Source organism: Arthrobacter sp. D5-1, assembly GCF_017357425.1.
Taxonomy (GTDB): domain Bacteria; phylum Actinomycetota; class Actinomycetes; order Actinomycetales; family Micrococcaceae; genus Arthrobacter.
On record NZ_CP014571.1, the window covers coordinates 1,751,916 to 1,770,320 of the forward strand.

Genomic DNA, 18,405 nt, shown 5'->3' on the forward strand with positions numbered 1-18,405 from the left:
ATCAGGAGTTCTCCACGTGACCATTCCCGACACCAACAAGCCCCTCACTCTTCTGATTGCTGCGGACACTTACCCGCCGCATGTCAACGGTGCCGCGCAGTTTGGCTACCGCCTGGCCAAGGGAATGACGGCACGAGGACACAACGTCCACGTGTTGGCCTGCCGTCCGGACACGGGCAAGAGCTTCACGGAGTTCCGCGACGAAGCCACTGTTCACCGGCTCCGTTCCCATGGCGTTTTCACCCATGAGTACTTCCGCATTTGCTTCCCTTGGGAGATCAAGAAGGAAATCAGCCTGCTGTTCGACAAAGTCCAGCCGGATGTCGTCCACATCCAAAGCCATTACATGATTGGCGAGCACGTTCTGTACGAGGCCGTTAAGCGTGGCATCCGTGTTATTGCCACCAACCACTTCATGCCGGAAAACCTGAATCCCTTCCTGCCGTTCCCCCAGTGGTTCAAGGACATCGTTGGCCGCATCTCCTGGAAGGACATGGGCAAGGTGATGAGCCAGGCCGATGTGGTCACCACGCCTACGCCCCTCGCTGCCAAGGCCATGCACCAACACGCGTTCCTGCGTAAGGTCCTGCCGCTCTCCAACGGCATTGACTCCTCGGCTTACGAACTCCAGCCTGGTGAGACCATCGAGCCGCACGCCCACCCTACGGTGCTGTTTGCCGGACGTCTTGCCGAAGAAAAGCATGTGAACGTCCTGATCGATGCCGTGGCCAAGACGTCCCCGGCGTTGAATGTCCACCTGGAGATTGTGGGGGGCGGCGAAGTCCGTCCCGCCCTTGAGGCGCAGGTAGCAAAGCTGGGGCTGGGGGACAGGGTCAGGTTCCTGGGACTCGCCAGCGACGAAGATTTGCGCGAGGCCTACATCAAGGCCGACATTTTCTGCATGCCCGGAACAGCTGAGCTCCAGTCGCTGGTGACCCTGGAAGCCATGTCTGCTTCCACTCCGGTGCTGTTGGCCAATGCCATGGCCTTGCCGCATCTGGTCCGTGATGGTGAGAACGGCTATCTCTTCACGCCGAACAACAGCGATGAACTGGCAGCCAAAATCACCAAGCTGGTGGAGCTTCCCAAGCATGAGCTGGAAGCCATGGGCAAGTTGAGCCGCGAGATGGTGGAGCCCCACAGTATCAACGGCACGCTCCAGACGTTCGAGGACCTCTACCGTGGGGCTTCCTACGAGGACAAGGTGGTGTGACAAAAGCACTCCCCGGCACCTATTAGAATTGCTGGAGTGCTTTGCCCGGAACTGCCGCTTTGCGGGGGTTTTCCGGGCTTCACGGGGCTATAGCTCAGCTGGTTAGAGCGCGGGACTCATAATCCTAAGGTCCTCGGTTCAAGTCCGAGTAGCCCTACATTTGACGCAGGAGCTGTGGCCGACAATCCATGATTGTCGGCCACAGCTCTTTTGCGTTCCCCCTTGGTTGCGGTAAGTTACTCATCAGTAACTTAGTCTTGGTCGCAGGTGACCACCCTTGAAGGAGCGAACATGTCCAACGCCGCATTCGACGCCACCAACCTTCCTTATGCCGACGGCGACTTCTATGCCTTTGAGCAGATGCTGACAGGCAAAGAGCAGGACCGCCTGGCCGAGGTCCGCGAATTCCTGGCCCGTGAGGTCAAGCCCATTGCCGTGGATTGCTGGAACCGTGGGGAGTTCCCCATGGACCTCATTCCCAAGCTCGGCGAACTGGACCTTGTCAGCCCTGTCCGCCGTCAGGGGTACTCCAATCTGTTCGCCGGAATGCTCCATGCCGAGGTGACCCGGGCGGATGCTTCCATTGCTACCTTCATGGGTGTCCACGACGGCTTGTTCACCGGCTCCATCGAAGCCCTCGCTTCCCAGGAGCAGAAGGATGCCTGGCTTCCGGATATCTATTCGCTCAAGAAGATCGGAGCTTTCGGCCTCACTGAACCGTTGGGTGGCTCCGATGTTGCCGGCGGCACCAGGACCACGGCAAAGCGCGACGGCGACACCTGGATCCTCAACGGTGCCAAGCGGTGGATCGGCAACGCTACTTTCTCCGACTGGGTAGTGATCTATGCCAAGGACGTGGCCGACAACCAGGTAAAGGCGTTTTTGGTGGACACCGCGCTGCCAGGCTTCTCCGCGACCAAGATCGAGAACAAGATCTCCCTTCGTACGGTCCAGAACGCGGACATCGTTCTGGATAACGTTGTGGTGCCGGACTTCTTCAAACTTGCCAACGGCAACAGCTTCCGGGACACCAACAAGGTCCTCAAGGTCACGCGTTTGGCTGTCGCGTGGCAGGCGGTGGGGCTTCAGATGGCAGCTTTCGACGTCGCCCGGAGCTACGCCGTGGAGCGTCAGCAGTTCGGACGGCCGCTGGCCGCGTTCCAGTTGGTGCAGAACCAGTTGGTCCAGATCCTCGGGAACACCGTTGCTTCCATGGGCATGATGGTCCGTCTGGCCCAACTCGAAGACGCAGGAGTCGCCAAGGATGAGCAGTCAGCCTTGGCCAAGGCGTTCACCACCGCACGCATGCGCGAAAGTGTCGCCCTGGGCCGCAGCATCCTGGGTGGCAACGGGATCGTCACGGACTACGGGATGGCCAAGATCTTCTCCGATGCCGAGGCCATTTACTCTTACGAGGGCACGCACGAGATCAACACGCTGGTCACCGGCCGGGCCATTACGGGCGTTTCGGCCATCGTCTAGATGGTCCGCTGACCAGGGTGCTGTCCCGGCGGGGTGGGGGCTCAGGAAAGCGGGAGCAGGATGGACGGGCGCAGGTCCGCTACGAAGCTCAGCGGGTTGAGATAGTCCCCGCCCCGGCGAACACCCCAATGCAGGCACGGACTGAGGCCGCAATGTCCGGGTTCCACGATCCCTATGACCTGGCCCTTACGGACAACGTCGCCGGCTTTGAGTTCGCTGGTCACGGGTTCGAAGCTGCTTTTGAGGCCATCGCCGTGGTCGAGGGTCAGTACCGGTCGATCCACCACTACGCCGGCAAAGGTCACCATGCCGTCCGACGGCGCGGTGACCTTTCCGCCGTCGGACGCTGGTCCGACATCCACACCCCGATGGCCGCTCAGCCACGGTTTGTCCGGGGGATCGAAGATCCGAAGCACGTCAGGTTTGGGGGAGAGCGGCCAGCTCCACCGGGCGGAGGCAGGATCCGGTGCGGCCGGCCCGGATGCGCCAAGTCCGCCCGCGCTCATCGCCACGGCAGCCAGGAGGGTCGTCAAGGACTTCGTAAGGGTCATGGATCAAGCCTTCCGGGGAGCCCGCGGCGGGTCGATCCCCGGTCGTTCGTATGTGGACAACGGGCTGCGGCCGCGGTCAAACAGGTGGGGCTGCTGTAGTACACTTGGTGGAGCAGTTTGCTGTGCCCTCAAGCTTGTTCAGGAACATGTCTCATTCAGATATGTGGGGGTCCCAGGCTGACTACGCGTATCCAGCCCTCCACCAGCGAAGCCACGTGGCTTCAGGCTGCGGAAGATTGTGCCTCTTGCGGTCCGGACAAGCCTTTGGCTTCACTCCGGATGAGAAGTGCAATGGATGCCAGGAGCCGCGCCCATCCGGGCAAAGGCTAAACAACCGTCAACTATTGGCAGGGTAAGAGCAGTCCCATGGGCTCTCTCATGAATGACCTGCCGGAAGGAGCGTCGGCATGCCCGTCGTAACTATGCGCCAGCTGCTTGACAGCGGCGTCCACTTTGGACACCAGACCCGTCGTTGGAACCCGAAGATGAAGCGCTTCATCTTCACGGAGCGCAACGGCATCTACATCATTGACCTCCAGCAGTCGCTGTCCTACATCGACCGCGCCTACGAGTTCGTCAAGGCTACTGTCGCCCACGGCGGCACCGTCCTGTTCGTCGGCACCAAGAAGCAGGCTCAGGAAGCAATTGCCGAGCAGGCTACCCGTGTTGGCCAGCCGTACGTCAACCAGCGTTGGTTGGGCGGTATGCTCACCAACTTCCAGACCGTCGCCAAGCGCATCCAGCGCATGAAGGAACTCGAAGAGATCAACTTCGACGACGTCGCAGGCTCGGCTTACACCAAGAAGGAGCTCCTGCTCCTCAAGCGCGAACTCACCAAGCTGGAATCCAACCTCGGTGGTATCCGCAACCTGACCAAGGCTCCCTCGGTTCTGTGGGTTGTTGACACCAAGAAGGAACACCTTGCTGTTGACGAAGCCAAGAAGCTGAACATCCCGGTTGTTGCCATCCTGGACACCAACTGCGATCCCGACGAAGTTGACTTCCCGATCCCGGGTAACGACGACGCCATCCGCTCCGTCAACCTGCTGACCCGCGTTGTTGCCGACGCTGTCGCTGAGGGCCTCATCGCCCGCAACCAGCGCGCAACCGGCACCACCGAGGCTCCGGAAGAGCCGCTGGCTGAATGGGAGCGCGAGCTCCTCGAAGGCAGCAAGGCCGAAGAAGCAGCGGCAGCCGAGGCTCCGGCAGCAGAAGCTCCCGCAGCAGAAGCTCCCGAAGCAACTGAAGCTGCAGCCGGCGAAGCCGAAGCAGCCAAGTAAATCTGGACCTTCCCTGATGCCGCAAACAGCATCGGGGGCAACTGACAGGATGGCAGCTCACATGGTGGGCGGCCGTCCTGTCAGTCCGTAAACACACAAATTCTAGACAGAGGGGTTCACATGGCGAACTACACTGCTGCTGACATCAAGGCCCTGCGCGAGCGCACCGGCGCCGGCATGATGGACGTCAAGAAGGCTCTTGACGAAGCCAACGGTGACGCCGAGAAGGCCATCGAGATCATCCGCATCAAGGGCCTCAAGGGCGCTACCAAGCGTGAAGGCCGTTCGACCGCTGAGGGCCTGGTTGCTGCCAAGGTCAACGGCGGCGTTGGCGTAATGATCGAGGTCAACTGCGAGACTGACTTCGTTGCCAAGGCTGACAAGTTCATCCAGCTGGCTGACAAGGTCCTCAACGTTGCAGTCGAGTCCGGCGCAGCCGATCTCGAGACCCTGCTGGCTACCGAGGTTGACGGCAAGCCCTTGTCCGAGGTTGTTGTCGAAGAGGGCGCTGTCCTCGGCGAAAAGGTTGTCGTCCGTCGTATCTCCCGCGTTGAGGGAACCACGGTTGACGCTTACCTGCACAAGACTTCCAAGGACCTTCCGGCCCAGGTCGGCGTCCTGTTCGCTGTTGACGGTGAAGGCGAAGCCGCTGCCACCGCCGCACATGACATCGCTGTCCACGTTGCAGCCATGGCTCCGAACTACCTGACCCGCGACGACGTTCCGGCCGAACTGGTCGAGTCCGAGCGCCGTATCGCCGAAGAGACCGCCAAGGCTGAAGGTAAGCCCGAAGCTGCTCTTTCGAAGATCGTTGAAGGCCGCGTGACGGGCTTCTACAAGGGCGAAGTTCTGGTTGACCAGGCATTCGCCAAGGATTCCAAGAAGACCGTTGCACAGGTCCTCGAAGAAGCCGGCGTCAAGGCAACCGCAGTAACCCGTTTCCGCGTAGGAAACTAGTAATTCATGAAAAGGGGTGGTCACTTCGGTGGCCGCCCCTTTTTCATGCACCCGTCCGGGTAGTACCTGCGCGGACCCACAGCACGATAATCTAGCCAGAGTCCACCAACGGGAGGCACCATGGAAACCGTCAACACTGCAATCCAGCCCGAGAAGACCCGCCGACGTGTACTTCTGAAACTTTCCGGCGAGGTCATCGGCGGAGGCAAGCTCGGCGTCGATCCTGAGACCGTCCGGGCCATCGCCAAGCAGATCGCGGCAGCCGTGTCCGACGTCGAAGTTGCGATCGTCGTAGGCGGCGGCAACTTCTTCCGCGGCGCAGAGCTGTCCCAGAGCGGTATGGACCGTTCCCGCGCCGACTACATGGGCATGCTCGGCACGGTCATGAACTGTCTGGCCCTGCAGGACTTTCTGGAGCAGGCAGGCGTTGAAACCCGCGTCCAGAGCGCCATCACCATGGGCCAGGTTGCCGAGGCCTACATTCCCCGCCGTGCCATCCGCCACATGGAGAAGGGCCGCGTTGTCATCTTCGGTGCAGGCGCCGGACTGCCCTACTTCTCCACTGATACCGTAGCGGCCCAGCGTGCCCTCGAAGTCCATGCTGACGTGGTCCTCATGGCCAAGAGCGGTGTGGATGGCGTCTACACTGCCGATCCCAAGAAGGACCCCACAGCCGAGAAGCTGGATGTCCTCAGCTACGACGACGCCCTGCGCCGGGACATCCGCGTCATGGACCAGACGGCCATGACCATGTGCAAGGACAACAAACTGTCCATGGTGGTCTTCGGCATGGAAGGTGAGGGCAACGTTACCCGTGCCATCCTCGGCGAAACGCTGGGAACCCTGGTTACTCCCTAGCTGGGGCTAGGATATTTCTAGGACCTTCCGCCTTTCACGGCGGATCTTTACTGTGCACTGCGGCCTGCATGAGGGCAGCAACTTATTTCTGAGGAGAAACCCGTGATCGAAGAGACCTTGCTCGAAGCCGGCGAAAAGATGGACAAGGCGGTTGAGGTAGCCAAGGACGATTTCGCTACGATCCGTACGGGTCGGGCGAACCCCGGTCTCTACAACAAGGTAATTGTCGAGTACTACGGCACCCCCACGCCGCTCCAGCAGTTGGCTTCCTTCGGTGTTCCCGATGCCCGGACCATCCTCATCACGCCCTACGACAAAACCGCTCTGCGCGACATTGAGAAGGCGTTGAGCGATTCCGAGGTTGGTGCCAACCCATCGAACGACGGCAACGTCATCCGCATCACCATTCCTGAGCTCACCAAGGAACGCCGCAAGGAGTACGTCAAGATTGTCAAGGGCAAGGGTGAAGACGCCAAGGTCTCCATCCGCAGCATCCGCCGCAAGGCAAAGGACGCGCTGGACAAGCTCGTCAAGGACGGCGAAGCCGGTGAAGATGAGGGTGCCCGCGCTGAGAAGGAGCTCGACGCCCTGACCAAGCAGCACGTTGACAGCATCGACGAGCTGCTCAAGCGCAAGGAAGCCGAGCTGCTCGAGGTCTGATGAACCAGGCTGAGCCGGCACCCGCTGGACGGGTCCCGACACGCGATACCCCTCAGCGCGCCAGGCGCGTACGGACGAACCCCACGCCAAAGGCCGGCCGGAACCTTCCGGCGGCCATCGGCGTCGGCCTTTCCATGCTTCTGGCGGTTTTGGGCGGATTGCTTTTCCTCCCCTTGGGATTCGTCCTGCTCACCACGGCTTTTGCTGTGTTGGGTGTGTGGGAAGTTTTCCGGGCCCTCGAAGCCCAGGGCACCAGGATGCCGATCATCCCCGTGATGGTTGGCAGCCTGGTGATGCCGGTATCGGCCTATTTTGGCGGCCTGGAAGGTTTGCTGTTCACCATGACGGCGAGTTCCGTGGCCGTCTTGCTCTGGCGTTCCATCGAGAGCGCCGCTGGAGCGCCGCGGAGCGTCTTCGCCGGTGTGTTCACCCTGGCGTGGATTCCTTTCCTCATCAGCTTCGCGTCGCTGTCCTTGCACACCACCAGCGGCCCCACTCCTGTGGGCTTTTGGCCGGATGGGATCCCCGAAGGTGCATGGCAGATTGCGTCCATGCTGCTGTTGGTCGTTTCCAATGACACGTTTGGGTACATCGTTGGGGCGTCCTTCGGGAAGCATCCGATGGCTCCAAAAATCAGTCCCAAAAAGTCGTGGGAGGGTTTCGCCGGGTCGGTGGGTGGAGCCATGCTGATTGGCGTCCTGGCCTGCATCTTCCTCCTCGACAAGCCCTGGTGGGTGGGCTTGCTCCTGGCCGTTGGCATGGTGGCCGCAGCTACGGCAGGCGACCTTGCCGAGTCCATGGTCAAACGTGAATTGGGGGTCAAGGACATGAGCAGTATCCTGCCCGGCCACGGTGGCGTCATGGACCGCCTGGACTCCATTGTGTTCGCGGCCCCTGTAGCCTATGTTCTGTTCGCGCTGCTCAGCGGCGTCTGACAATCAACGAAGGAAAATTAGTGTCCGTGGATATTCGACGCCAGATTCCCGCAACGTTCGATCGCGTGGAGCGCAGCAAGTACGGCTATAACGCCAAACAAGTTGACGAGTTCCTCCAGCGAGCCAGGACGTCGTTCGAGAACCCCGTGGGTACCGCTGACCAGGTGGCCAGCGTGGACGTGCGGGACGTGGCCTTTGATCCCGTCAAAGGCGGGTACGACGCCCACAGCGTGGACGCCGCCTTGGACCGGCTCGAGGATGCGTTTGCACGCCGCGAGCGTGACGACCTGATCAGCCAGCAGGGCGAAGAAGCCTGGTTGCGCCAGATCGGCAAACTCTCCGGCATCCTGCGGGGCCGGCTTCACCGGCCCGATGGCGAGCGGTTCCGTCGACCTTCCAGCAGGCGGGCGCGCAGCTACAACATCCAGGACGTGGACGCACTGTGTGCTGAACTGGTGGGATACCTTGAACACGACCAGGTCCTGAGCGTGGACACTGTCCGCCGGGCCGTGTTCCGGGCGGCCAAGGGCGATGAAGGCTACGAAGAAGCCCAGGTGGACGCGTTCCTGGCCCGCGCCGTGGAGCTCATGGCGGCTATCGACTAATCCACACCCTGCTCATCGGGCGGGCTAATGGGTGCTGGGGGAAACAGGCGGGTGGTTCTTCCACACTGCCAGGTAGCGTCTGTGGCCGCGGACCAGTGATGTGCCGAAGAAGGCCAGGGCGACCAGAACGGCGACGGGGACTGCCACCACTGGGGGAAGCCCGGCAGTCAGCAGTGCCGATCCCAGCAGGAGGGCGATCAAGGCTGAGTTGACGAAGCCCATGAAGACCATGCTGCTGCCAGCGACCTGGCTGAAGTCCGTCCGAACGCCCAGGAAGTAGTATGTCCTTTTAGCGCCTTCTTCGTCATCGTGGGCGCCGGCCATGAGGTACGGCCCTATGCCGGGATCCATGTCGACGTAGGCCGCCCGCAAGCGGTTCATCGCCAGGACGTACATCAGGTCCTCCATGCCCACACTCATGACGCGGACGTGAGTGAGCAGGCCAACCACAAGGTCGATACTGAGGACGGTCAGCGCGAAAGCCCTGAAGGCATCTGAAAACTGTGTGGCGTTACCCACCAGCGCCACACTCAACAGGCTTGCCGAAGTGAAGGTCAGGAACATGCTGATGCGTGTGAGGACTTCGCCCTGGGTGGTACTGCGTGAGGCGAGCAGGCTCCAGTGCTCGGTGGCCAGCAATTGAGCGCGGACACTCGGTGACAACTCCGTCGGTCTTGCCGGCGGCTCTGGGCTTGAGGCGCCCGGTTCCTCGGACATGGCGTCATTGTCCACCCTGGCTGCTGCGCGGACAACAGGCCGGGCCTAGCGCTCGGTGACCACCGGCCGCTCCGGAACGTGCAGCCGCGACATGACGCGGTTCACAGACCCAGGCACACGGCTTTTCGTTGCAAGGGAAACGACCACCGTCACCGCGAACGCTGCCGGGACGCTCCACGCTGCCGGCTGGGCAAGCCACGCGGGCGCGTTGCCTGATCCCATGAGCGTACCCATCACCATGGCACCACCACAGAGCAGTGCACCGGTCAGCATTCCGGCAATCGCACCGGCGTCGGTCAGGCCGCGCCACCAGATTCCCAGGAGCAGGACCGGGCAGATGGTCGAGGCTGTGAACGCGAAGACCAAGCCAACGCTCCCGGCCAGGGCCAGGCTGTCGGTCATTAAGGCAAAGCCCAAAGGAACGACGGCGGCCAGCACCGCTGCGAGGCGGAAGCCCCTGACGCTTCCGCCGAAGAGGTCCTGGCTGATGACGCCTGACAGCGAAACGACCAACCCCGAGGTGGTGGACAGGAAGGCGGCGAAGGCTCCGGCTACGACGAGGGCGGAGAGAAGGTCTCCGGCGGTGCCCCCTATCAGCTTGCCGGGGAGCAGGAGGACCAAGGCGTCGGCCTGGCCGGACTGTGCGAGTTCGGGCGCGAACATTCGTCCCACCGCGCCGGATGCGGTGGGAAAAAGATAAAAGACGGAGAGCAGGCCCAGCACAATGAGTGTGGTTCTCCGGGCGGATTGCCCGTCCGGGTTGGTGTAGAACCGCACCAGGACATGGGGCAGGCCCAGCGTTCCGAAGAGCAACGCCACCAACAGGGAAATGTGCTGGTACGCGCCGGCGGAGGGCTGGCCGGTGGGGTTGATGGGAAGCGGCGCCTGGGGTCCGGTGCCGTTACCAGCCAGCACCAGCAGCACGAAGACCACCGGAACTGCCAGGGCAGTCAGTTTCAGCCAATATTGGAAGGCCTGCACAAACGTGATGGAACGCATGCCACCTGCCACTACCGTGAGGCACACGACCACAACAACCGCCGTCGAGCCTACCCACGACGGCAGGCCTGTGGTGATGCGGATGGTGAGCGCCGCCCCGTGGAGTTGCGGGACGATGTACAGCCAGCCAACGGCTACCACCACCAGGCTGGTCACGCGGCGGACCAGAGCGGAATCCAGACGGGCTTCGGTGAAGTCGGGAATGGTGTAGGCACCTGAGCGACGCAGAGGAGCGGCGACAAAGAGCAGCAGCATCAAGTAACCGGCGGTGTAGCCCACCGGGAACCAGAGTGCGTCCGTTCCCGAGAGCAGGATCAGTCCGGCGACGCCAAGAAAGCTGGCGGCAGACAGGTACTCACCGCCGATTGCAGAGGCATTCCACCAGGGCGGGACGGTTCTCGAAGCCACGTAGAAGTCGCCGGTTGTCCGCGAGATGCGCAGACCGTAGAAGCCGATGACTGCCGTCGCCAGTGACACGGCAAGGAACGCAAACAGGCCCACAGCCGGGTTCATTTGTCCTCCACCAGATCCCTGTAGCGGGCCTCGTTGCGGGCCGCCGCGCGGTTGTATAGCCAGGCGCTCAAGCCAATCACCGGATAGATGCCGGCGCCCAGCACCATCCAGTCCAGCGGGATGCCGAATATCCTTGTTTCTGCCACGCCAGGCCCGTACACGAGGAACAGTGCGATCACCACGAGGATGATCAGGAAGCAACATGCCACCACCAGCGCCAGGCGCAACTGCGAGCGGATCAGGGACCGGATGAAAAGTTTGCCTGCGTCGGAGTCTTCGGCGACCTCGCGCGGGTAGGGCAGCCGCCCGGGAGCCGCTGTGGCCGGCTGGCGGGGTGCCGTCACACGGACGCGGGTCATCCCTGCGGCCGGATGCGCGTGGACTGCAGTTTGTCCCGGACGGAAGGCAGGTGGCGTCGGCTGATGGGCAATTCAGCTCCGGCCACGGCGACGCTGGGACCCGTTGCAGCCAGCTTGAGGTGCTGGACGTGGTTCAGGGCGATCAGGTACGAGCGGTGGATCCGGATGAAGCCTGCCTCTGCCCACTTCTGTTCAAGGTCGCTGAGGGGAACCCTGATGAGATAGCTGGCTTCGGCTGTGTGCAACCTCGCGTAATCGCCCTGGGCCTGGACGTAGGTGACATCGTCCCGGCGGATCATGCGGGTGGTGCTGCCGAGGTCCACGGTAATCATTTCCGGCGCAGGGGTGCCTTCCCTGATCAGGTCGCTGATCCGGTCCACGGAACGGGACAACCGTTCTGCGCGCAGCGGCTTGAGCAGGTAGTCGATCGCGGCGAGGTCGAAAGCTTCCAGTGCGCACTCTTCATCAGCGGTGACAAAAACGACGGCGGGTGGATGGCTGCTGCGGGAAATGGCCCGTGCGATGTCCAGGCCGGACAATGCCGGCATGTGGATATCGAGGAACACGGCGTCGACAGACTCCGTTTCCAGGGTCCGCAGCGCCTCAGCACCGGAGGAGGCCCGGTGGATGGCGCCAATCCGTTCATCCCGTCCCAGCAGGAAGGCAAGCTCCTCCACGGCGGGAAGTTCGTCATCAGCGACGAGCACGTTGATCATGTTTAAAGACTAACCGTCGCCTCAGGCGTCATGGCCGGGCTGGGATTTCGGCACCCGCATGGTGATCAGGGTTCCTTCCCCGGGAGCAGTGTCGATGACCAGTCCGTGCTCGTCCCCGTACACCTGGCGCAAGCGGGCATCCACGTTGCGCAGGCCCACATGGATTCCATCCGTGTGCCCGGCGAGCACTGACCGAAGGTGGTCGGGGTCCATGCCCACGCCGTCGTCTTCGATGGTTACTTCAGCGAAAGCACCGGAATCGTTGGCGCAGATGGTGATATGGCCCGGGCCCTCCTTGGCCTCCAGCCCGTGCCGGACTGCGTTCTCGACCAAAGGTTGCAGGCTGAGGAACGGGATGACCGTACTGAGGACCTCGGGGGCGATCCTCAGGCTCACCTGGACGCGTTCGCCGAAGCGTGCCCGTTCCAGCAGGAGATAACGGTCGATGCAGCGCAGTTCCTCGGCCAAAGTGGTGAAGTCGCCGTGGCGCCGGAAGGAGTACCGGGTGAAGTCGGCGAACTCCACCACCAACTCACGGGCCCGGGCGGGGTCGGTGTTGATGAACGAGGCAATGGCATTGAGGGAGTTGTAGATGAAATGCGGGCTGATTTGGGCACGCAGCGCCCTGACCTCAGCCTCCATCAGCAAGGTCCGGGAGGCTTCGAGTTCCGTCAGTTCCAGCTGGGCGGCTATCCAGTCGGCCACCTCGCTGGTGGCCCTCACCAGCCCGGCACCTGCCGCCGGTGCCAGGGCTGCCACGGAGCCGACCACCCTGGAACCGGAGCGGATAGGAGCGATCACGGCACTGAAATCATGGTTTCCATGCTCGGCCTTGGCAGTGGTCCGATGCCCGGCGTGCGGCACCACCGCGGTTCGGCCAGTGGCCAGGACCTCGGCCGCAAGACGCATCAGCGACGGTCTGAGTTCCTCGGCTGTACCGTCCCACGCGAGCACAGAACCGGTGTCCGTGATGGCCAAGGCATCGCAGCCCAGCAGTACGCGCAGTTGCTTGCTCGCTTTCGCTGCACCGGCCGGTTGGAGGCCGCCACGGAGATGCTGCCCGGCCCGGGAGGCCGCGTGCAAAGTGTTGTAAGTGGCGCGTTCAGCGTCGGTGCCCAGGTCCCGGAAGGAACGCATGACCTTGAGCCCAACACCCACGACGACGGCGATGGCCAGCACGATCACGGCGATGGCAGCGGCGGTGAACAGCGGTGAGTCGGGCATAAGGCCAGCGTAGCCGGATGCTCCTGAACCTCGCCCCGATTCCACGGAACGTGGTGCACATTCCACCGTTTGGCGCAGCACCGCAACCGTTGAGCGATGGCAGGGCGCGATGCTCTGGAACAGGCACCGCGCGGCGTTCGATAGTGATTGCAGTCACATTGGCAGGCGTGTGGAGCTGGTGTGGACACATCACAATCAGGAGGAACCATGGGTAATGAGGCCCAACCCCAGGACGAAAAAGCGTCCGTGGACTTCCAGGAAGTTCAACAGACGGAACGGTTCAAGACACTGCGCAAGCGGCACCGCAGCTTTGTCTTCCCGATGGCAGTCGTATTCCTGCTCTGGTATTTCGCATATGTTCTCTTGGCCGACTACGCGGTGGGCTTCATGTCCATCAAGGTATGGGGCAACATCAACGTCGGGCTGATCCTCGGCCTGCTGCAGTTCGTCACTACCTTCGGCATCACGGCATGGTACGTGAGCTACTCCAACAGGAAGCTGGACCCCATCGCTGCTGAAATCCGCCATGAGATCGAGGGACACGAATTTGATAAGGACGGCAAAGTGATCAGCGGGGGAGTCAAATGAACACCATGGTCCCGGCAGCAGTCAACGTCGAAGCGCTGAAAGACACCACCCTGCTCAACATGGGCATTTTCGCCCTCTTCGTCGCGGTCACCATGGTGATCGTCTTCCGGGCCAGCCGGAACAACAAGACCGCAGCAGATTACTACGCAGCAGGCCGATCCTTCACTGGTTCGCAGAACGGCACGGCCATCGCCGGAGACTACCTGTCGGCGGCATCCTTCCTCGGCATTACCGGCGCCATCGCCATCAACGGCTACGACGGGTTCCTGTACTCCATCGGCTTCCTTGTCGCCTGGCTCGTGGCTTTGCTCCTGGTGGCTGAACTGCTCCGCAACACCGGCAAGTTCACCATGGCTGACGTTCTGTCCTTCCGCTTGCGTCAGCGCCCTGTCCGAATTGCGGCTGCCCTCTCCACCTTGGCCGTGTGCTTCTTCTACCTCCTCGCCCAGATGGCAGGAGCAGGCAGCCTCATTTCGCTCCTGCTGGGCATCAGCGACTGGGGCGGCCAGGCCTTGGTGATCATCGTCGTCGGCGCCTTGATGATCATGTACGTACTCATCGGTGGCATGAAGGGCACCACCTGGGTCCAGATCATCAAAGCCATCCTGCTCATTGCCGGTGCAGGGGTCATGACAGCAATGGTGCTTGCAATCTACGGTTTCAACCTGTCCAGCCTGCTGGGCTCTGCCGCTGAAGCGGCCAACAACCCGGCAATCCTGAACCCCGGGCTGCAGTATGGAAAGACCGAAACGTCCAAGCTCGACTTCATGTCTCTGGGCCTTGCCCTGGTCCTGGGCACAGCCGCATTGCCGCACGTGCTGATGCGCTTCTACACTGTCCCGACAGCCAAGGAAGCCCGCAAATCCGTGGTCTGGGCGATCTGGCTGATAGGCCTGTTCTACCTCTTCACCCTGGTGCTGGGCTACGGTGCCGCAGCCCTGGTGGGGGCGGAAACCATCAAGTCCGCACCCGGCGGCGTCAACTCCGCCGCACCTCTGCTGGCCTTCCACCTTGGCGGCCCTCTGCTCCTGGGCTTCATTTCGGCGGTTGCCTTCGCTACCATCCTGGCGGTGGTGGCTGGTCTGACCATCACGGCGGCTGCATCCTTCGCCCACGACATCTACGCAAACGTCATTGCCAAAGGCAAAGCGGATGCCATCACCGAGGTGAAGGTGGCCCGTCGGACGGTACTGGTGATCGGCGTGCTTGCCATCCTGGGCGGCATCTTTGCCAACGGACAGAACGTAGCCTTCCTGGTGGCGCTCGCCTTCGCAGTTGCAGCCTCGGCGAACCTGCCCACCATCGTCTACTCCCTGTTCTGGAAGAAGTTCACCACCCAGGGCGCAGTCTGGAGCATGTATGGCGGTTTGGCTGCAGCCATCCTGCTCATCACGTTCTCACCCGTGGTTTCGGGCGCCAAGACGTCCATGATCCCCGGAGCGAACTTCGCCCTGTTCCCGCTGAGCAACCCGGGCATTGTGTCCATCCCGTTGGCCTTCTTCCTGGGATGGCTCGGAACCGTTCTGGACAAGCGGCGCGAAGATCCGGCCAAGCAGGCGGAGATGGAAGTGCGCTCGCTGACCGGCGTCGGTGCCGAGAAGGCGGTAGACCACTAGCGCCGGCTCAAACAAATCAGTAACCCAAAAAGAAGGCTCCTCCTGCGAACAACGCGCAGGAGGAGCCTTCTTCTATAGGCTGAGCCTACTTCTTCAGGCTGAGCCACTCCGTAAGTTGTTCCAGCGGCCAGGTAGTGACAATCCGTTCCGTTGGGACCCCCAGGGCTTCGGCGCGTTCGGCACCGTACTGCAGGAAGTCGAGTTGGCCAGGAGCATGGGCATCACTGTCGATGCTGAACAGGCAGCCGGCGTCCAGAGCCATTGTGATGAGGTTGTCCGGTGGGTCCTGACGCTCGGGACGGGAGTTGATTTCGACGGCGACACCCCACTCCGCGCACTCCTTGAAGACTTTCGCGGCATCGAACTCGGACTCGGGCCGCGTACCCCGTGATCCCTGGACGAGGCGTCCGGTGCAATGCCCCAGCACGTTGGTGTGGGGATCGGTGATGCCGCCCAACATCCGCGTGGTCATGGTCTTCTTGTCTGACCGGAGTTTGGAGTGGACGCTGGCCACCACCACGTCCAGTTGGCCCAGCATGTGCGGAGTCTGGTCCAGGGTTCCGTCTTCGAGGATGTCCACTTCAATGCCCTTGAGCAGGCGGAAGCCATCCTGGGATGAGTTGATTCCCTCCACGACGCCGAGCTGCTTCTCAAGCCGCTCCACGCTCAGTCCATTGGCAATGGTGAGATTGGGGGAGTGGTCGGTAAGGGCAAGATATTCACGGCCGAGGGTCCGTGCCGCTGCCACCATGGATTCAATGGGGGAGCCGCCGTCGGACCAGTTGCTGTGGCTGTGGAGATCGCCGCGCAGTGCTGCCCGGAGCGTGTCCCCTCCGGATGCCAACGATTCGGTGCCCCGTTGGCGCAGGTCCGCAAGGTATTCGGGGATCCGCCCTTCGAGGGCCTGGGTGATGACTTCGGCGCTGCGGTTGCCGACCCCTTTGAGACTGGTGATCCGCCCGGTGCCCACAAGCTTGGCCAACTCTTCGGGCGAAAGCTGCCGCACGGCGTCGGCCGCTTTCCGGAAGGCCTGGACCTTGAAGGTGGGGGCCTGGCTGCGTTCAAGCCAGAAAGAGATTTCGTCGAGCGCCTCTATGGGATCCATGGCTCCATGATCCACGAACCAGGCGCACCATCAACAGTGGGCAGTGTCAATGGTGCGCCGGTCCGGTCGCCGTCAGCTAGTGGTGGCGACCCGGGTCCAGGGCGGGATTGGAGCCCTGGCCGTTTTCTCCGTGCGGGGCTTGGCCGTGCTCGCCATGCGGGACAGCGTGCTGTCCTGCCATTGAGGCGGCCAGTCCTGGTGTTGCAACTGAAGCAACAACGACGGCGGCTCCGAACGCGGCTGCCAGAAGCCGCCCGGTCCTTGGCTGGCCGTGGGCGCCGCCGTCGTTGGTCTTGTGCTGCCGCCTCAGCCAGCCGGCTCCGGCAAGAGCCATGAGCGTCAGGCCGAGGGCGGCAAAGTGGCTCACGTCCAGTGAGCGCAGGGAACTGATCCCGGCAACTGTGACTGCGAGGTGAGCAGCTGCCGTAACAGCGAGGACAGGAAGAGCGAACCGTGCCATGACCAGGGAGTTGCGGTGCAGCCCCCGCAGGGACCAGGCCAAAAAGGCAAGGCCCGCCGCGAGGGTCGCCACGCCGGCTGCCACCATCCCGGGTGTCGCTGACGCTGTTCCAGTGAGATATCCGGCGGCAAGGGAAAGCTCAACCATCCCGGCGGCCATCGCTGCGAAGTAAACAAACAGGAGGGTCGCTGCGTTCAGTGTGGGGTGGTGTCTGCGTTCCATGGCTCTTGCCGTCCTTTCGCTGCTTTACTCGGTGATCAGGCGGATCAGGCGCGGGCGGAAGCTACGGTTGCCTTGTCCTGGGACAGGGCAACACCCAGCAGGACCACGGCGCTGGCGAGGTGCAGAACATTGTCTGCGCCATTGAGGGCGATGATGTTCAGGGACGAACCCACCAGGAAGAGTCCGAGGATACCCACCAGGAGGTACACGCCGCCTACGGCCGTGTTGACGGATTTGGACAGCGTGACGCTGTTCATACCGGCGTAAAGAAGGGCAGCGCCGATGGCCAGGTGGATGATGTTGTGAAGCGGGTTCACGGCGAAGATGATGAGGTTGGCGCCCTCGGTGGCGAAGAAGCCGATTCCCGAGGTGACAAAGAATCCGAGCACGCCTACCAAGAGGTAGACGGCTCCGAAGATGGTGGCGATCAGGCGATTGGGCGAAGTACGCATGGTCCGAACCTTCCGGTGATGGCCGGATATCCCGGCCGTCCTGCTGAGCCCCGGGTGGGGCTCTCAAGCAGTGATTCGGACCATAAGCGCAGGTGGATGGGTGGTGTAAGGGAAATTCTTTCCGGCGGTTAGGGCCGGAGGCGGATGCTGCTCATCTTGAGGTCGTTGCTGCCCTCGAAGACGTAGTGGAGATCAATGGTCTTGCCGTCGCATTGCAAGGCACCGGAGAGATCGGCTTTGTTGTTGCCGTTGTTGTTGTTGACGTTCACCGAGTTGTAGTTCGGCTTGCACGAGCTATCCAGTTCCAGGCTGGCAATGCCGTCCATGAACGACTGCTTGTCCAGCTCATCCTTCAGGGGCTGGCTCAGGTAGTTGTCGTAGGCCTGCTCGGTTTGGCCGGAGACCACCAAATTGGTGAATTCGTCCGCCAAGGACCTGGCCTTGGACGTTGCATTGCCCACCAGATTGACCAGCAGCAGCACGCCCACCACCGCCAGCACGATCACTCCGGCGACGATGCTGAGGACGATCCACAAAACCTTCCTGCTCTTCCGGGCCGGTGGCTGGCCGAATTGGCCCGGAGGGTACTGTCCGGACTGGGATTGGCCCTGCGGATAAGGGTTCTGGGCGTACGGCTCCTGGCCGGCGGCTGCGTACTGGGGGCCGCCGTATTGGGGCCCTCCGGCTTGGGGCCCTCCGGCTTGGGGAGCAGCGGACGACGGCGGCTGTTGCCACTGCGGCGCGCCGCCGGTCTGAGGGGGGTACCCGGGCCCGGGCGGCACCGGCGGCGGGTTCTGGCCCGGGTAGTTGGGTTCGGGTTGTTGCGGGTTGCTCACGGTAGTGCCCCTTTCGGCAGCCTTCGGCAGCGCCACCACATGGCCGGGGACCTCTGG

20 protein-coding genes and 1 tRNA gene are annotated in these 18,405 nt (G+C 62.4%); 11 read left to right on the forward strand and 10 right to left on the reverse strand.

All coding sequences use genetic code 11. The features are described from left to right. The first annotated feature begins 16 nt into the window (after positions 1 to 16). The 3 genes from AYX22_RS07990 (at position 17) to AYX22_RS08000 (ending at position 2,695) form a co-directional block, all read left to right on the forward strand. On the forward strand, positions 17 to 1,213 hold the full coding sequence (locus tag AYX22_RS07990) for a glycosyltransferase (protein WP_207596957.1): 1,197 nt from the start codon (positions 17 to 19) through the stop codon (positions 1,211 to 1,213). A gap of 83 nt (positions 1,214 to 1,296) precedes the next feature. Further along, positions 1,297 to 1,370, forward strand: a tRNA-Ile gene (locus tag AYX22_RS07995). A 134-nt stretch (positions 1,371 to 1,504) separates the two neighbouring features. Further along, positions 1,505 to 2,695: an acyl-CoA dehydrogenase family protein gene (locus AYX22_RS08000; protein ID WP_207596958.1), complete on the forward strand. Its 1,191-nt coding sequence runs from the start codon at positions 1,505 to 1,507 to the stop codon at positions 2,693 to 2,695. A 41-nt stretch (positions 2,696 to 2,736) separates the two neighbouring features. Here the strand turns inward: AYX22_RS08000 and AYX22_RS08005 are convergent, their stop codons facing one another. Then, positions 2,737 to 3,201 carry a M23 family metallopeptidase gene (locus AYX22_RS08005; protein ID WP_242703620.1) on the reverse strand — a complete coding sequence of 155 codons (465 nt, stop codon included), beginning with the start codon at positions 3,199 to 3,201 and terminating at the stop codon, positions 2,737 to 2,739. Between the two features lie 452 nt (positions 3,202 to 3,653). Between AYX22_RS08005 and rpsB the strand changes: the two genes are divergently transcribed. The 6 genes from rpsB (at position 3,654) to AYX22_RS08035 (ending at position 8,541) form a co-directional block, all read left to right on the forward strand. Continuing rightward, complete coding sequence (rpsB, locus tag AYX22_RS08010) at positions 3,654 to 4,526, forward strand: 30S ribosomal protein S2 (RefSeq protein ID WP_207596960.1); 873 nt, start codon at positions 3,654 to 3,656, stop codon at positions 4,524 to 4,526. Between the two features lie 120 nt (positions 4,527 to 4,646). Beyond that, entirely contained in the window at positions 4,647 to 5,483 is an 837-nt protein-coding gene (gene tsf / locus AYX22_RS08015; RefSeq protein WP_026541489.1) for a translation elongation factor Ts, read from the forward strand. Positions 5,484 to 5,603: 120 nt separating this feature from the next. Beyond that, positions 5,604 to 6,341, forward strand: a complete 738-nt coding sequence (gene pyrH / locus AYX22_RS08020; protein WP_207596961.1) for a UMP kinase — start codon at positions 5,604 to 5,606, stop codon at positions 6,339 to 6,341. 102 nt (positions 6,342 to 6,443) lie between these two features. Further along, positions 6,444 to 7,001, forward strand: a complete 558-nt coding sequence (gene frr, locus AYX22_RS08025) for a ribosome recycling factor (RefSeq protein WP_207596962.1) — start codon at positions 6,444 to 6,446, stop codon at positions 6,999 to 7,001. Next, positions 7,001 to 7,936, forward strand: coding sequence for a phosphatidate cytidylyltransferase (locus tag AYX22_RS08030; RefSeq protein WP_089594331.1), 936 nt, complete (start codon positions 7,001 to 7,003; stop codon positions 7,934 to 7,936). The genes frr and AYX22_RS08030 overlap by 1 nt, the downstream gene beginning before the upstream one ends. Positions 7,937 to 7,956: 20 nt before the next feature. Continuing rightward, entirely contained in the window at positions 7,957 to 8,541 is a 585-nt protein-coding gene (locus tag AYX22_RS08035) for a DivIVA domain-containing protein (protein WP_089594332.1), read from the forward strand. A gap of 24 nt (positions 8,542 to 8,565) precedes the next feature. Here the strand turns inward: AYX22_RS08035 and AYX22_RS08040 are convergent, their stop codons facing one another. From AYX22_RS08040 to AYX22_RS08060, 5 genes are read right to left on the reverse strand one after another with little or no spacing between them, the layout of a single operon-like run. Beyond that, complete coding sequence (locus AYX22_RS08040) at positions 8,566 to 9,258, reverse strand: hypothetical protein (protein WP_207596963.1); 693 nt, start codon at positions 9,256 to 9,258, stop codon at positions 8,566 to 8,568. A gap of 45 nt (positions 9,259 to 9,303) precedes the next feature. Further along, entirely contained in the window at positions 9,304 to 10,770 is a 1,467-nt protein-coding gene (locus AYX22_RS08045) for a cation acetate symporter (protein WP_207596964.1), read from the reverse strand. Next, positions 10,767 to 11,129, reverse strand: coding sequence for a hypothetical protein (locus AYX22_RS08050; RefSeq protein ID WP_207596965.1), 363 nt, complete (start codon positions 11,127 to 11,129; stop codon positions 10,767 to 10,769). Before AYX22_RS08050 ends, AYX22_RS08045 begins: the two co-directional genes overlap by 4 nt. Beyond that, positions 11,126 to 11,845: a LytTR family DNA-binding domain-containing protein gene (locus tag AYX22_RS08055; RefSeq protein ID WP_207596966.1), complete on the reverse strand. Its 720-nt coding sequence runs from the start codon at positions 11,843 to 11,845 to the stop codon at positions 11,126 to 11,128. Before AYX22_RS08055 ends, AYX22_RS08050 begins: the two co-directional genes overlap by 4 nt. Before the next feature lie 21 nt (positions 11,846 to 11,866). Further along, positions 11,867 to 13,069 carry a histidine kinase gene (locus tag AYX22_RS08060; RefSeq protein WP_207596967.1) on the reverse strand — a complete coding sequence of 401 codons (1,203 nt, stop codon included), beginning with the start codon at positions 13,067 to 13,069 and terminating at the stop codon, positions 11,867 to 11,869. Positions 13,070 to 13,276: 207 nt separating this feature from the next. Here AYX22_RS08060 and AYX22_RS08065 point away from each other — a divergent pair, with 207 nt between their 5' ends. Next, on the forward strand, positions 13,277 to 13,657 hold the full coding sequence (locus AYX22_RS08065; RefSeq protein ID WP_207596968.1) for a DUF485 domain-containing protein: 381 nt from the start codon (positions 13,277 to 13,279) through the stop codon (positions 13,655 to 13,657). Continuing rightward, complete coding sequence (locus AYX22_RS08070) at positions 13,654 to 15,273, forward strand: sodium/solute symporter (protein ID WP_172322137.1); 1,620 nt, start codon at positions 13,654 to 13,656, stop codon at positions 15,271 to 15,273. Before AYX22_RS08065 ends, AYX22_RS08070 begins: the two co-directional genes overlap by 4 nt. An 85-nt stretch (positions 15,274 to 15,358) precedes the next feature. Here AYX22_RS08070 and AYX22_RS08075 read toward each other — a convergent pair whose 3' ends face one another. The 4 genes from AYX22_RS08075 to AYX22_RS08090 all read right to left on the reverse strand — a co-directional run bounded on the left by AYX22_RS08075 (position 15,359) and on the right by AYX22_RS08090 (position 18,348). Beyond that, entirely contained in the window at positions 15,359 to 16,378 is a 1,020-nt protein-coding gene (locus AYX22_RS08075) for a PHP domain-containing protein (RefSeq protein WP_207596969.1), read from the reverse strand. Positions 16,379 to 16,454: 76 nt separating this feature from the next. Then, positions 16,455 to 17,060: a hypothetical protein gene (locus AYX22_RS08080; protein WP_207596970.1), complete on the reverse strand. Its 606-nt coding sequence runs from the start codon at positions 17,058 to 17,060 to the stop codon at positions 16,455 to 16,457. 44 nt (positions 17,061 to 17,104) lie between these two features. Next, complete coding sequence (locus tag AYX22_RS08085; protein WP_207596971.1) at positions 17,105 to 17,512, reverse strand: DUF4383 domain-containing protein; 408 nt, start codon at positions 17,510 to 17,512, stop codon at positions 17,105 to 17,107. 128 nt (positions 17,513 to 17,640) lie between these two features. Continuing rightward, positions 17,641 to 18,348: a hypothetical protein gene (locus AYX22_RS08090; RefSeq protein ID WP_242703565.1), complete on the reverse strand. Its 708-nt coding sequence runs from the start codon at positions 18,346 to 18,348 to the stop codon at positions 17,641 to 17,643. Between the last annotated feature and the right edge of the window lie 57 nt (positions 18,349 to 18,405).

Excerpts from the sequence above, each read along its gene's own strand:
- AYX22_RS08000 (WP_207596958.1), top strand. The coding sequence starts at position 1,505 with ATGTCCAACGCCGCATTCGACGCCACCAACCTTCCTTATGCCGACGGC.
- AYX22_RS08005 (WP_242703620.1), bottom strand. The coding sequence starts at position 3,201 with ATGAGCGCGGGCGGACTTGGCGCATCCGGGCCGGCCGCACCGGATCCT.
- rpsB (WP_207596960.1), top strand. The coding sequence starts at position 3,654 with ATGCCCGTCGTAACTATGCGCCAGCTGCTTGACAGCGGCGTCCACTTT.
- tsf (WP_026541489.1), top strand. The coding sequence starts at position 4,647 with ATGGCGAACTACACTGCTGCTGACATCAAGGCCCTGCGCGAGCGCACC.
- pyrH (WP_207596961.1), top strand. The coding sequence starts at position 5,604 with ATGGAAACCGTCAACACTGCAATCCAGCCCGAGAAGACCCGCCGACGT.
- AYX22_RS08030 (WP_089594331.1), top strand. The coding sequence starts at position 7,001 with ATGAACCAGGCTGAGCCGGCACCCGCTGGACGGGTCCCGACACGCGAT.
- AYX22_RS08040 (WP_207596963.1), bottom strand. The coding sequence starts at position 9,258 with ATGTCCGAGGAACCGGGCGCCTCAAGCCCAGAGCCGCCGGCAAGACCG.
- AYX22_RS08045 (WP_207596964.1), bottom strand. The coding sequence starts at position 10,770 with ATGAACCCGGCTGTGGGCCTGTTTGCGTTCCTTGCCGTGTCACTGGCG.
- AYX22_RS08050 (WP_207596965.1), bottom strand. The coding sequence starts at position 11,129 with ATGACCCGCGTCCGTGTGACGGCACCCCGCCAGCCGGCCACAGCGGCT.
- AYX22_RS08055 (WP_207596966.1), bottom strand. The coding sequence starts at position 11,845 with ATGATCAACGTGCTCGTCGCTGATGACGAACTTCCCGCCGTGGAGGAG.
- AYX22_RS08060 (WP_207596967.1), bottom strand. The coding sequence starts at position 13,069 with ATGCCCGACTCACCGCTGTTCACCGCCGCTGCCATCGCCGTGATCGTG.
- AYX22_RS08065 (WP_207596968.1), top strand. The coding sequence starts at position 13,277 with ATGGGTAATGAGGCCCAACCCCAGGACGAAAAAGCGTCCGTGGACTTC.
- AYX22_RS08070 (WP_172322137.1), top strand. The coding sequence starts at position 13,654 with ATGAACACCATGGTCCCGGCAGCAGTCAACGTCGAAGCGCTGAAAGAC.
- AYX22_RS08075 (WP_207596969.1), bottom strand. The coding sequence starts at position 16,378 with ATGGATCCCATAGAGGCGCTCGACGAAATCTCTTTCTGGCTTGAACGC.
- AYX22_RS08080 (WP_207596970.1), bottom strand. The coding sequence starts at position 17,060 with ATGGAACGCAGACACCACCCCACACTGAACGCAGCGACCCTCCTGTTT.
- AYX22_RS08085 (WP_207596971.1), bottom strand. The coding sequence starts at position 17,512 with ATGCGTACTTCGCCCAATCGCCTGATCGCCACCATCTTCGGAGCCGTC.